The sequence below is a fragment of the Campylobacter coli LMG 9860 genome (assembly GCF_000254135.1).
Lineage (GTDB): Bacteria > Campylobacterota > Campylobacteria > Campylobacterales > Campylobacteraceae > Campylobacter_D > Campylobacter_D coli.
Map to the genome: position 1 here is coordinate 1 of NZ_AINS01000008.1, position 13,406 is coordinate 13,406.

Consider the following 13,406-nt stretch of genomic DNA (forward strand, 5'->3'; position numbering starts at 1 on the left):
TTATAGTTTTTATAAAATAATAAATATTTATTATTTAAAGATACTGCTATTTTTGTAGTGTTTTGTTCTTTTGGCAAAGGATTGGTTTGTGCTAGATAAAAGGCTACAAGCACATTTACAAGCATAGCGATAAGTAAAAGAGGAGTGGTTCGTTTTATAATATCCATTGGAGCTACTTTTGCAAATCCAGCTAAAGCTATGATTCCGCCTGCTATTGGTGAAGCTGCACGACCTAAACAAGATGCAATTTCTATAGGTAAAACAAAAGTGATAGGGGCAACGCCTAATTTTGTAGCTATATCAGGAGCTAATTTCCCAAAAGCATTAAAAGCAGCAATCCCACTTCCCATAATCACTGTAGCAAAATAAACTAAAAAGCTTAAAACAGTGATGCTTAAAAGTATGCCAAACCATGCAAAATTTCCTGTTCCAAGATTTGAAACCGCGTTAGCAAGGATATTAACTCCACCAAGTGCTTTAATGCCTTCAGCAAATACTCCAGCGGCGATGATTATGCTTACGACTGAGATAAAAATTTCAGCCATAGCTTTTAAAATCACCATCATATCTTCGCCTAATTTTCTAGCATTTCTGTGTCTTGCAAATTCAACAAGAAAAACTAAAGAAATGCTTAAAAAATTTGCTGTTACAACATCAAGCTTGATAGTAAAAAAATATGCTATAAATAAAAATACGACAGGCAGCCAAGGAAAGAGTATATAAAAAGTAGGACATTTAGGATCAATGATTGGTGGAATTTCAACTTCATCATTTAAAACACCTTTTTCTTTATCTCTTTTATCAACCCAAGCAAAGTAAAAAGGTATTAAGATAGCAATAACCATCACATAAGCAATCACGCTATAAATTTGATAATTTAAAAAAAGCCCCACGACATTATCGCTTTGTCCTACCATATCTGCCATATTGATTGAATTTCCATCTTTTGGACCATAATCAAGCGCAATCAAAGAAAGCACACATACAGCTGTAATAGGACGGATTTTAAGTGAGATTAAAACAGGATAAATACATGCTAATAAAAGCAAAAGAAGTCCAGCATAGCTAGAAATAACAATTTTTAAGGCCATTCCAACGATAAAAGTTCCGCTTAAAATCAAATATTTATTTTTGATTTTTCCTAAAGGTTTGTTTGCTAAAAAAGCGAGTTTAGCCGAAGCGTTGATATGTTTCATATAAGCAGCAAAACCTGCTACACTCATGATAATAAGTCCTACCCCAGAAAGCTGACTTTTAAAAGTTGCTGTGATAAAAGCATAGCTATCAAGTAAAACATCTAAAAAACTTGAGTGTTCTCTGCTTGGGGCTTTGGGTATAGGTGCTCCTGTGATATAAAAAGCAAAAATAAGCAAGATAATACCTGAAAGTAAAAATACAAAAATAGGATTGTATTTTTTAAGTATATAATAAGCAACGACAATTACCGCTAAAAGTGTAGAACATATCATAAAAATTGGCATGTTTTCTCCTATAATTAATATTTAAATTTCATGATTATTTTTTATATATTTAGTATTTAATTAATATTGTTACAAAAATAAACTTATATTAAAGTTATTTTTCATATTTTCATTATAAATATTTTCAAAAGGCATCTTGATAAGTTTGATATATAAGATTTTATAAGAGCATCAGTGTGAAGATCGTAAGAGATTTTGTTATGATTAAAATAATCTCAAAATAGCTTAAGTTGAAAATATTTTATATATAATGATTGTATTTTATACAAAATTCAGTAAAATATCCTTTTTAATTTTTAAGGAATTTCAATGCAAAATTTACATGAAATTTTACTTCAAAAAAAGATAAAAGAAATTCGCTTTAAAGCTATAGCAAGTATTGTTTGTGGATTTTTAGGTATCATTCCTTATCTTGGATTTTTATTTGCTCTTGCGAGTTGGATTTTGTTTTTTATCTTGCTTTATGATTTAAAAATCTATGGCGGTGCTAAAAATTTATTTAAAAATCTCTTTATTGCTGCAGGGATTGGATTTTTTGGCATTCTTATTAGCACAAGTTCTTTATTTGTGATTTTAGAACCTCGTACTCAGTTACAGCCGGATTTATTTTGATGGGGATAATACCTTTTTAGCCATTACTGTTTTTTTTAATATTATATATCCCAACTTTGGCTTTGATTTTTCCTTTTTTGAAAGCTTTTTACTATGAAATTGCTAGAGTAACAAAGCAAAAGTATTTCATTTATGCTTTTAATACCTATTATTTAGGGCTTCTTACTTTGATTATCGGTATAGGTTTGGTGTTTTTGCTAGCAAGTTTGGTTTTTTGGATTTTAGCGTGGGTTGAATTTAAAGAATTTGATAAGCAAGAAATTTCAAATAAAGAAAAATTTACAATCCCAACACAAAAAGTTATTTTCGATTTTGATTTAAAATGGATTAAAATTACAATGGTTTTGTCTTTGGTTTTGTTTTTTGTTTTTATTGGTTTAAAATTTACTCAAATAATTACATTTCAATCCATACGGAGAGAATTTTTTGATTTTGAGACCTATGGTAGGTTAATACACAATCTTTTTTTATTCGATATGTTTTATTTTATATAGCAACATTTTTAGCTTTATTAAGTGTATTTTTATTTTGTAAAAAGCTAAAAACCTATAAAATGTTTATTTATTTTCTTATATGGCAGGTTTTGTTTGTTCTTGGATGGAATTTACGCTTTATTTTAAAATTAATAATGGGTGAAGATGTTTTTATTGAAAATTTTATTTTGGATAAAATTATAAGTGTAGCCTATATTATCATCGCCTTTTTCTTCTTTAAAACTTTAGTTCAAGCTACAAAAGAAAAACTTTTCTATCTTGTTTTCGCATTTTTTGTTTGTGGTGAAATTGTAAGTAAGTTATTTTTTGCTTTTATTCGGCTATTAGATAGTATAAGATTACAAGAAATGATAGTGGAGATAATATATTTTATATCTGTATTCCATTTACGCCTGCTTATTTCATTTCATTTTTAATTGTTTGGCTTAGTTTAAAAGGGCAAAAAGAAGTCAAAAAGGCGATTTAAACCTTTTTGACAAATTTCAAGGCATAAAGATAATATCCACTAAGCTTTCATTTTCTAAAATTTCACATTCTTTTGGCACCACCATAAGAGCGGCTTTATTGTTAAGATTGTTTATAATCGCACTAGAGCCTTCTTTTTTACCTTCAAGATTAGCTAAAATGCGTCCATTTTTAAATTCCACATTACAAGCGACAAATTCCAAATAAGGTGTTTTTTTCTTGTAGCTTCCTTGTAAAAAGGCTTTGCAAATATAGTCTTTAGGCTGAAGTAACCAAGAGCTTAAAATCTCTCTTGCGTAAAGATTAAACATTACCATAGCCGAGTAAGGAAAACCTGGTAAGGCGATGATGAATTTTTCATTAGCCTTAGCTATTTTGATATGTCTGCCTGGTTTTATGTCGGCTTTATCGATGATGATTTCATATTCTTTGACGGCTTTTTTTAAAAAGTCAAAATCCCCCATAGAAACTCCGCCCGTTGTAATCAAAATATCGCAACTTTGCAAAGCACTTTCAAGGGTAGAAAAAGTGGCTTTTTCATCATCTTTTAAAAGAGGAAAAACCCTTGTATCGCAATTTAAATTTTTAGCTAAATTAGCTATGGCGATATGATTTGAAGAGCGGATTTGAGCGGGATTTTCTAAGGCTTCTCCTAGATCTTTGATCTCGCTTCCACTACTTAAAACCCCTACAATAGGCTTTATAAACACACTAATGTGAAAAAATCCAAGTTCAGCTAAAAGAGCTATCTCACTATAATTTAACCTTGTGCCTTTTTTGAGTAAAATTTCATCTTTTTTATAGTTTTCTCCTACCGCACGCACGGCAAAAGCTTGGGGAACTTTTTTTTCTATAAAAAGAGTATCATTTTCTACGCGTACATTTTCAACAGGGACTAAAGTATCACTTCCTTCGCTCATGAGTGAACCTGTAAAGGTTTTTACACAAGTGCCATTTTGCACGCTAAATTGTGGCATAGTACCCGCAGGTGTGAGACCTAAAATTTTTAAAGGCTTGTCTTGATCTTCAAATTTGATCGCATAACCATCCATAGCCGAAGTTGGAAATTCGGGCTGATTTTTAGGTGCTTTTATGTCTTGAGCTAAAATGCGTCCTAAACACTCTGTAAGGGCTATTTTTTCAATCTTTTCATAGGTTTTGATATGAGAGTGTAAAATTTTTAAACTTTCTTCATAAGACATTAACATTTTTTATCCTTTTAAAAGTCCTGCACCGCAAAGTTTGGTTGATCTTTCTTTGGCATAAATTCTTTCTTTGTTTATTACATCATACTTCCAAATGGGTGCACTTGCTTTAAAATCTTCAACAAATTCATTAAGAAGTTTAAGCCCTAATTTTCTTTGTTTGCTTAAAATTCCTGCAAAATACGAGCTTTCATGAACCGCAACATCGCCTATAGAGTGAGCAAAAAGCAAGCTAATACCATCAAAATCTACTCTTTTTTGCCACTCATCAAACCATTTTTTTAAAAGCGGTTCATAAATATCAAAACTAAGTGCCTCAATACCTCCTTCTTCACGCACAATACCACAAAAAGTCAGTAAAGCACCGCAGTTTTTATCCTTGGAAAATTCATACCATTGGCTATAAATTTTAGGAATATCTAAAGAGCCTTGATAAAGTGTAAAATGTTTCATTTAGCCTCCACAAACTGGCGGTAAAAGTGCTATTTTATCACCATCTTTTAACTTGGTGTTTTCATCAAAAATGATTTCATCATTTAAAGATACAGCACAAAGTTCTAGCCATTCTTTTAAACTCTCATCTTTTTGCAAAATTTCTTTTAATTCTTTTAAATTTTTTACTTCAAGTTCTAAATTTTCTTTATTTATAGGGCCTAAAAATTCCACTTTTACCATTTTATTCCTTTACTTCTAAATTTCCCATCATTCCTAAATCTTCATGTTCTAAAATATGGCAATGATACATTCTAAGTCCTTTAAAATCTTGTTTCATTCTAAGTCTTAACTCTTCATTAGGACGCACATTTATAGTATCTCTGAAGGCTCTAAATTCGGCTTTTTGAACTTTGCCATTGAGTTTTGATGAGATGAGTTCAAATTGCGTGCCGTGTATGTGGAAAGGATGATCCATGTGAGATTTGTTTATCACTATCCAGTCTTCAACTACTCCAAGCTTGGAGCTTAAATCAATGCGTTTTAAATCATAGCTTTTGCCATTGATTAAAAACATAGACGCAAGAGCGATTTTTAATTCATTTTCACTTTTTCCCATCATTCCATGCATTTGCATATGATCTTCACTCATGATTATTTCTTTAAATTCCTTAGGTTCTTCTAAAGGTTTGAAAATTTTTAAATTTTTTGGAAGTTCTAATTTTTCTTTTTTTAGGTTAATATTGGCTAGAAATAGGGTATTAGATTCTTCTTTTACCATCATTTTATCCCTATCATAATAAGCACTTTCTAGCTTAAAATTCCCATCTTTTGGAGCGTCGATTAAAACTTCTACACGAGAAGCAGGACTTAAGAAAAGTTCTTCTTTATAAATAGCTTTTTCTATAAGTCCACCATCAGTACCAACAAGTATAAACTTAGCTCCTTGTATGCGTAAATTTAAATATCTTGCTGCAGTAGCATTATAAATGCGTATGCGTTCGTTTGTGGCGAGTTTGATTTTAGGTTTAAATTGTCCATTGATGAGTACAAATTCTCCTTCTCTACCATTTAGCCAATCATTTAGGTTGTTGTTTGGAATTTGAGCGTTTTCATCAAGACGCAAATCGCTAATCATCAAATCTTTTTCTTTTAAATGACTTAAAGCATCTTTTTTTGCTTTGATCACAAAAGCCCCTGCTAAACCCATAAAAACTTGTTTAGAAGCCGTATAATGAGGATGTGGATGATACCAGTAAGTTCCTGCGCTATCTTGAGGAATTTCAAAACGATATATTCTTTCTTCTCCTGCTAAGATAGGATCATGTGGGCTTCCATCTTGATCAGGTGGCACAGGAACGCCATGCCAATGCATAGTTGTAGCTTCTTTGAGTTTGTTTTTGACTAAAATTTCAAGTTTATCTCCTTCAAAAACTTCTATTTTTGGAGCAGGCACGAGGCCATTGTAAGTATAAAATAAGGTTTTTTTACCTTTGATAAGCTCTATATGATTTTCTTTGATTTCTAGGGTAGCACGAAAAATATTTTTTTCTTTACTTTCATTTTTGAGTAAAGGCAAGGCTTTTAAAATTTCTCCTTGGGGGAATTGTTTTGGATCTAAAAGCTTTAAATTTTTTGGAGCAAAGTTTATAAAAGAAGTATCTAAGTCATGATTTATAGAATGATTTTTATGCATGGAGTGCATATCATGCATAGGATTTGCATAGGCTACACCCATACTTGCTAGAGTGAGTGCATTAAATTTTAAAAAATTTCTTCTATTCATTAGTTTTTCCTTTTGCTTGATTTTTTGTATTATAGTCATTATTTTTTTAACTTTAGTAAATATTTATTTTGAAAATTTGGTTTAATTTTGTTATGATTTTAGCAATTTAATCAAGGAAAAATAATGTTTTATGAAAAAATTCAAACCCCAGCTTATATTTTAGAAGAAGATAAATTAAGAAAAAATTGTGAGCTTTTAGCAAGTGTTGGCGAAAAAAGTGGTGCTAAAGTGCTTTTAGCTTTAAAAGGTTTTGCTTTTTCAGGAGCGATGAAAATTGTTGGAGAATACTTAAAAGGTTGTACTTGTAGCGGACTTTGGGAAGCAAAATTTGCTAAAGAATACATGGATAAAGAAATTCATACTTATTCACCTGCTTTTAAAGAAGATGAAATAGGTGAAATAGCCAGTTTATCTCATCATATAGTGTTTAACTCTTTAGCCCAATTTCATAAATTTCAAGCTAAAACACAAAAAAATTCCTTAGGTCTTCGTTGTAATGTTGAATTTTCTCTAGCCCCAAAAGAACTTTACAATCCTTGTGGAAGATACTCAAGACTTGGAATTCGTGCTAAAGATTTTGAAAATGTGGATTTAAATGCTATAGAAGGACTTCATTTTCACGCACTTTGTGAAGAAAGTGCTGATGCTTTAGAAGCAGTTTTAAAGGCTTTTGAAGAGAAATTTGGCAAATGGATAGGGCAAATGAAATGGGTGAATTTTGGAGGAGGACATCACATCACTAAAAAAGGCTATGATGTTGAAAAGCTTATTGCTTTGTGTAAAAATTTCAGTGATAAATATGGCGTGCAAGTTTATCTTGAACCAGGCGAAGCAGTGGGTTGGCAAACAGGAAATTTGGTGGCTAGTGTAGTAGATATCATAGAAAATGAAAAACAAATTGCTATTTTAGATACTTCAAGCGAAGCACATATGCCAGATACTATCATCATGCCTTATACAAGTGAAGTTTTAAATGCTAGAATTTTAGCCACAAGAGAAAATGAAAAAATTTCAGACTTAAAAGAAAGCGAATTTTCCTATTTGCTTACTGGAAATACTTGTTTAGCGGGTGATGTAATGGGAGAATACGCCTTTGATAAAAAGCTTAAAATCGGCGATAAAATTGTTTTTTTAGATCAAATTCATTACACCATTGTGAAAAACACAACTTTTAATGGTATAAGACTTCCAAATCTCATGCTTTTAAATGCAAAAAATGAACTTCAAATGATAAGAGAATTTTCTTACAAGGATTACGCTCTAAGAAATTAAAATTTTTTGGAAGAATAATTTTATTATTTCTTTTTAGCATAAAATATTTTTTAAATGACAAAATGAAAGTTTTGTTTTTTAGGTTTAAATATTTTATGCAACTTTTTTTAAAAAACCTCATTAAAATACTATTTTATAGGCTTTTAAAGCTAAATTCTATTTTTTCAGATTAGGCAGATTTTTAAGAAAATTTCAGTTTATTTTAAAACAAATCATATTAAGATAAATCAGTCAAAAATAAGGATTAAGAAGGAAAATTAGGTGTAATTTGCATAATATTATTTTGCAAATTATTTAACGGCAAATCTTCAAAAATTTGAATGAGTTAAAAATGGATTTAGAAAAACTAAGATTAGCTAGAAGTCTTTATTATCAGTGCTTAGGAGAACTTTTCGTTTTTTCATTTTCTGAAAATAGATTGTGTAACTTAAAAGCTTATTTAGAAGCTATGCAAGAGGGTTTATTTGATGAAAGTTTAAGAACAAGCTTTGAAATTTTACTTCGTAATTTACAAGATGTACAAGATCTTCAAGCATTTTATAAAGAATACGATGAGCTTTTTTTAGCACTTAAAAACACTATTCCTATGACTTTTTCTTACATAGAAGAAGGCTTTGAAAATTCAAAAGCATTGCTTAATGTAAGGCAGATTTTAGCTAAAAGCACAATCCGCCGCAATGAAAAAATTTTTAAAGAAGCTGAAGATAGTGTAGGATTTTGTTTTGTTTTAATGAGTGAATTTCTAAAAAATAAGGAAGATGAACTTGCTAAGGCATTGTTTGAAAAAGTCATCAATCAAAGCATTGATGAATTTTTAATGCTTATTTTTTCAAATTCAAAAGCGAAGCTTTATAAAGAAATAGCAAATATTGTTGCGCAGTTTATAGAATTTGAAAGATATTGTTTTGAACTTGAAAAACCTACTATAAAACCTTCCAAGAAAGTTCAAAATGATTTATCTCGTTCTGAATTTTTAAGAAGAGAAGCAAATAAACAAAGGAGATCTCGTGAAAAATCGCAGGGAATTTCTTAAAAAATCTGCTATTGCTTTGGGTACTGCAAGTCTTTTAGGCGGTGCAAGTGTAGCTTTTGGGCAAGATGAAGAAAGAAAGGATCTTGTTAGAGGCAAAAGCAAAAAGAAGGAAGTGCTTTATCAAAGAAGTGCTAATTGGGAAAAATATTATATGAGGGCTGAATAATGTCAAGTATGAATGAAACCATCAAGCTTAATCGCCGTTCTTTTCTTAAAATGGCAGCACTTTCAAGCCTAGCAACACCGTTGCTAGCTAGAAGCGAAACTTTAAGAGAAGCAAATGCGGATGAATTAAAAGAAGCTTATGAAGGAAGTCAAAAGATTAAGAGTGTATGTACCGCATGTTCTGTAGGCTGCGGAATTATTGCAGAAGTTCAAAACGGAGTGTGGTTGCGCCAAGAAATCGCACAAGATCACCCTGTTAGCTCGGGAGGCCATTGCTGTAAGGGCTCTGATATGATCGATATGGTGCGTTCTCATGTGCGTTTAAAATACCCTATGAAAAAAGAAAATGGAGAATGGAAACGCATAAGTTATGAGCAAGCTTTAAGTGAGATCGGAGAAAAACTAGCTGCTTATCGTAAAGAAAATCCTGAAAGTGTTATGTTTTTAGGTTCTGCAAAACTTAATAATGAACAAGCTTATTATATAAGAAAATTTGCAGCATTTTTTGGAACGAACAATGTAGATCATCAAGCTAGAATTTGACACAGCGCAACAGTCGCCGGTGTGGCGAATACATTTGGTTATGGCGCTATGACAAACCATCTTGGAGATATTCAAAGAAGTAAATGTATTATTATTATTGGAGCAAATCCAGCAGTAAATCACCCTGTAGGTTTTAGACACTTCTTAAAAGCAAAAGAAAAAGGTGCTAAGCTTATCGTTGTAGATCCTAGATTTACAAAGAGTGCAGCAAAAGCAGATATTTATGCAAGAATTCGTCCAGGTACTGATATTGCTTTCATGTATGGAATGTTAAAAATCATTTTTGATGAAGGTTTAGAAGATACAAAATACCTTGATGAAAGAGTTTTTGGTATCGATAAAATTCGTGAAGAAGCTGCAAAATGGACTGCTGAAGAAGTAGAAAATGTAACAGGAATTTCTAAAGAACTCCTCATTCAAATCACTCATGAAGTAGCTAAAAATAAACCAACTACATTGATTTGGGCTATGGGCTTAACACAGCACACCGTAGGAACTTCAAATACGCGTTTAGCACCTATAGTACAAATGGTTTTAGGAAATATAGGTAAATTCGGCGGCGGGGTAAATATTTTACGCGGACACGATAATGTTCAAGGTGCTTCGGATATGGCTTGTTTGAGTGAAAATTTACCTGGTTATTATCCTTTAAATGAAGCGACTTGGAGATACTATGCCAAAATTTGGGGCGTGGATTATGAGTGGCTTTTAGGAAATTTTGTAAGCAAAGATTGGATGCATAAAACTGGACTTTCACTTGCTAGATGGTGGGCTGCAGCCTTAAATGGCAAAGATGGAAATGATAAAGTGGATAATGCAGGAACGTCTTTGAAAGCTTTGGTGGTAATGGGAAATGGTATCACTTCGACTGCACAGCAAGCTAAAGTTAAAGAAGGTTTGGAAGCTTTAGAACTTTTGGTTTTAGCTGATCCTTTTGTCAATGAAGCAGGAATTATTGCAGAAAGAAAAGATGGAATTTATCTTTTACCTGCTGCAACGCAGTTTGAAACAAGTGGAAGCGTAACAGCTACAAATCGTAGCGGACAATGGAGATTTAAGATCATAGATCCACTTTATGAAAGCAAAGAAGATCAAGAAATTTTATTTGAGCTTGCCAAAAAATTAGGTTTTTATGAAGACTTTACTAAAACCTTACGCGATGAAAATGGCAAGATTGTTTGGCCTGAAAATGCTACTAGAGAAATTGCAAGTGCAGTTAGAAGTATAGGACTTAATGGTTGGAGCCCTGAAAGACTTAAAAAACATACTTTAAATTGGGATAAATTTGATGAGGTGACTTTAGAAGGCAAAGACGAATTAGCGGGTGAATACTACGGACTTCCTTGGCCTTGTTGGAGTGATAAACATCCAGGATCTCCTGTGCTTTATAATACCGATATCGAAGTAGCAAAAGGTGGTATGGGATTTAGAAATAATTTCGGACTTGAGTATGAGGGTGAAAATTTATTGGCTAAAAATGCTCCGATAAATTCACCTATAGATACAGGCTATCCACAAATTACTAAAGATAATATAGAAAAAGTTTTAGGTATTACTTTAAGTGCCCAAGAAAAAGAAAAAATGGGTGCAATTTGGTCTTATGATGATAGTAATATCATAGCGACTAAATGTATAGAAAAAGGTATAGTGCCTTATGGAAATGCTAAAGCTAGGGCTGTGGTTTGGACATTTAAAGATCAAATTCCACTTCACCGCGAGCCACTTCATTCTCCAAGAAATGATTTGGTGCAAAAATATCCTAGTTTTGAGGATCAAAAAGCGCTTTATCGTGTGGATACAAAATTTGTTTCTGTGCAAAAGGCTAAGGATTATTCAAAAGAATTCCCACTCAACCTAGTCACAGCAAGACTTGTGAATTTAAATGGTGCAGGTATGGAAAATAGAGCTTCGATGTATCTTACTCGTTTAACGCCTGAGATGTTTTGTGAGATAAATCCTGAACTTGCAAGCGAGCAAAAGATTAAAGCAGGGGATATGATTTGGGTGCATTCTCCAGAAGGAACTAAAATTCATGTGAGAGTCAAGCTCAATCCAGGTGTAGCAAAAGATATGATTTTCTTACCTTTCCATTTTACAGGTGTGATGCAGGGTGTGGATTTAACGCACAATTTCCCTAAAGGAACTAAACCTTATGCAAGTGGAGAAAGTGCAAATACGGTTACAAATTATGGTTATGACATTATGTGTCAAATTCCTGAAACCAAGGGCGGCTTATGCCGTATCTCAAAAGATGGGGTGTAAAAGATGAGTAAGGTAAATTTTGCAAATTTAGAAAAAGAACGCTTGAAATTCTTTTGTGATAATGAGCGTTGTATTGATTGTAATGGATGTTCGGTAGCTTGTGATGAAGCGCATGAACTTCCTATTAATATCCGTCGTCGTCGTGTCATCACCCTTAATGAAGGAGTGCAAGGAAAAGAAGTTTCTACTTCGATTTCTTGTATGCATTGTGATGATGCACCTTGTGCTATAGTTTGCCCTGTGGATTGTTTTTATATCCGTGCAGATGGTATTGTTTTGCACGATAAGGAAATTTGTATAGGTTGTGGCTATTGTCTTTATGCTTGTCCTTTTGGCGCTCCACAATTTCCAAAAGATAGCGTATTTGGTAACAAAGGCATCATGGATAAATGTACGATGTGTGCAGGTGGACCTGAAAGTACAAATTCAGAAAAAGAAAGAGAGCTTTATGGGCAAAATCGTATCGCTGAAGGAAAAGTACCTGTATGTGCAGCTATGTGCTCGACTAAAGCACTTTTAGTAGGTGAAAGCTCCAAGATAGAAGAAATTTATCATAGCAGATTGCAAAGTAGGGGTTATGGAATTGCTAATCCTTCGCAAAGTATAGAATGGAAAATTGCTTACATAGGAAAGGAACGCTTATGAAAAAAATATTGATAACACTTTTGAGCACTTTTGTAAGTTTGTTTGCCTATGGCAGTGAACGAATGGGACAAGACACACAAATTTGGGATTTTCATCGTATTATAAATATTCCAAATTATGATACTTTCGGCAAGCTTTGGACGACTTTGCAAGGTGAGTATATAGCTACTATAGCTTTGATTGCGATGATTGCAGTTTTTTCGGCTTTTGCTTTGCATTATATGGTGATAGGTCCAAAACAATTTTCTCATGCTGGAAAGAAAATTTATGCTTTTTCTTTATTTGAAAGAATTTTTCATTTTATCGCGGCAATTTCTTGGGTGATTTTGGTGCCTACGGGTTTTGTGATGATGTTTGGTGCAACTTTTGGAGGCGGCGTATTTGTAAGAGTATGTAAAAACTTACATGCTTTTGCAACGATTTTATTTATCATTTCTATCATTCCTATGTTTTTATGGTGGATAAAAAGAATGCTTCCTGCTAGTTATGATATTAGATGGATGATGATAGTGGGTGGTTATCTAAGCAAGGTAAAACGCCCTGTTCCTGCGGGTAAATTTAACTTTGGGCAAAAATCTTGGTATTATATTGCCGTATTTGGTGGATTTTTGATGATTATTACAGGCGGCTTTATGTATTTCCTTGATTTTAATTCTACTGCCATTCAAGGTCTTTTTGGTTTAACACAAATTGAGCTTTTAAGACTTTCAGCTATTATTCACAATTTCTTGGGAATTATTTGTGCAGTATTCTTTGGAATTCACATTTATATGGCGGTATTTGCTATTAAAGGAAGTATTCATTCTATGGTAAGTGGATATAAAGAAGAAGAAGAGGTTTATATCTTGCATAGCTATTGGTATAAAGAATTAAGCAGTAAAAAACAAATTGAACCTAGTTTTTCTTACGATCCTAATGTAAAAATTTAAAATCTCTCTTTATCCGAGAGAGATTTTTTAATTTTTTTTAATATTTTTAAATTTAAAATATTTGTAAATTTTTACTTAAATA

13 protein-coding genes and 1 pseudogene are annotated in these 13,406 nt (G+C 32.3%); 9 read left to right on the forward strand and 5 right to left on the reverse strand.

Annotated features, from left to right (window positions below; genetic code table 11):
- Positions 1 to 1,481, reverse strand: a 1,481-nt coding sequence (gene dcuC, locus CCO88_RS01375; protein WP_002839130.1) for a C4-dicarboxylate transporter DcuC, incomplete at its 3' end; no start/stop codon positions are given.
- Between the two features lie 309 nt (positions 1,482 to 1,790).
- On the opposite strand from dcuC, the gene CCO88_RS01380 reads away from it, so the two are divergent.
- From CCO88_RS01380 to CCO88_RS01390, 3 genes and pseudogenes are all read left to right on the forward strand, one after another.
- Positions 1,791 to 2,093, forward strand: a complete 303-nt coding sequence (locus tag CCO88_RS01380) for a hypothetical protein (protein ID WP_002779493.1) — start codon at positions 1,791 to 1,793, stop codon at positions 2,091 to 2,093.
- 56 nt (positions 2,094 to 2,149) lie between these two features.
- Positions 2,150 to 2,587, forward strand: a complete 438-nt coding sequence (locus CCO88_RS01385) for a hypothetical protein (RefSeq protein ID WP_002779492.1) — start codon at positions 2,150 to 2,152, stop codon at positions 2,585 to 2,587.
- Positions 2,588 to 2,646: 59 nt separating this feature from the next.
- Positions 2,647 to 3,053: pseudogene (locus tag CCO88_RS01390) on the forward strand (accessory regulator AgrC).
- Between the two features lie 16 nt (positions 3,054 to 3,069).
- On the opposite strand, the gene CCO88_RS01395 reads toward CCO88_RS01390, so the two are convergent.
- Genes CCO88_RS01395 through cueO form a run of 4 tightly spaced genes read right to left on the reverse strand, consistent with a single transcriptional unit; the run spans position 3,070 to position 6,475 of the window.
- On the reverse strand, positions 3,070 to 4,260 hold the full coding sequence (locus CCO88_RS01395; protein WP_002811074.1) for a molybdopterin molybdotransferase MoeA: 1,191 nt from the start codon (positions 4,258 to 4,260) through the stop codon (positions 3,070 to 3,072).
- Between the two features lie 3 nt (positions 4,261 to 4,263).
- Positions 4,264 to 4,710 (reverse strand): molybdopterin synthase catalytic subunit, encoded by a 447-nt coding sequence (locus CCO88_RS01400; protein WP_002779489.1) that lies wholly within the window; start codon positions 4,708 to 4,710, stop codon positions 4,264 to 4,266.
- A complete protein-coding gene (locus tag CCO88_RS01405) occupies positions 4,711 to 4,932 on the reverse strand; it encodes a MoaD/ThiS family protein (RefSeq protein ID WP_002779488.1) in 222 nt (73 codons plus the stop codon). It abuts the gene before it with no gap.
- A 1-nt stretch (position 4,933) separates the two neighbouring features.
- Positions 4,934 to 6,475, reverse strand: a complete 1,542-nt coding sequence (cueO, locus tag CCO88_RS01410; RefSeq protein WP_002811072.1) for a multicopper oxidase CueO — start codon at positions 6,473 to 6,475, stop codon at positions 4,934 to 4,936.
- Between the two features lie 123 nt (positions 6,476 to 6,598).
- Here cueO and nspC point away from each other — a divergent pair, with 123 nt between their 5' ends.
- The 6 genes from nspC to CCO88_RS01445 all read left to right on the forward strand — a co-directional run bounded on the left by nspC (position 6,599) and on the right by CCO88_RS01445 (position 13,324).
- Positions 6,599 to 7,747: a carboxynorspermidine decarboxylase gene (gene nspC, locus CCO88_RS01415; protein WP_002839133.1), complete on the forward strand. Its 1,149-nt coding sequence runs from the start codon at positions 6,599 to 6,601 to the stop codon at positions 7,745 to 7,747.
- A 331-nt stretch (positions 7,748 to 8,078) separates the two neighbouring features.
- Positions 8,079 to 8,780, forward strand: coding sequence for a TorD/DmsD family molecular chaperone (locus CCO88_RS01420; protein WP_002839134.1), 702 nt, complete (start codon positions 8,079 to 8,081; stop codon positions 8,778 to 8,780).
- Positions 8,755 to 8,946, forward strand: coding sequence for a twin-arginine translocation signal domain-containing protein (locus tag CCO88_RS01425; protein ID WP_002779484.1), 192 nt, complete (start codon positions 8,755 to 8,757; stop codon positions 8,944 to 8,946). The genes CCO88_RS01420 and CCO88_RS01425 overlap by 26 nt, the downstream gene beginning before the upstream one ends.
- Positions 8,946 to 11,750, forward strand: coding sequence for a molybdopterin-dependent oxidoreductase (locus CCO88_RS01435; RefSeq protein WP_079754509.1), 2,805 nt, complete (start codon positions 8,946 to 8,948; stop codon positions 11,748 to 11,750). The genes CCO88_RS01425 and CCO88_RS01435 overlap by 1 nt, the downstream gene beginning before the upstream one ends.
- Before the next feature lie 3 nt (positions 11,751 to 11,753).
- Complete coding sequence (fdh3B, locus tag CCO88_RS01440) at positions 11,754 to 12,395, forward strand: formate dehydrogenase FDH3 subunit beta (RefSeq protein WP_002779352.1); 642 nt, start codon at positions 11,754 to 11,756, stop codon at positions 12,393 to 12,395.
- Entirely contained in the window at positions 12,392 to 13,324 is a 933-nt protein-coding gene (locus CCO88_RS01445) for a formate dehydrogenase subunit gamma (protein WP_002839137.1), read from the forward strand. The genes fdh3B and CCO88_RS01445 overlap by 4 nt, the downstream gene beginning before the upstream one ends.
- Positions 13,325 to 13,406 lie beyond the last annotated feature (82 nt).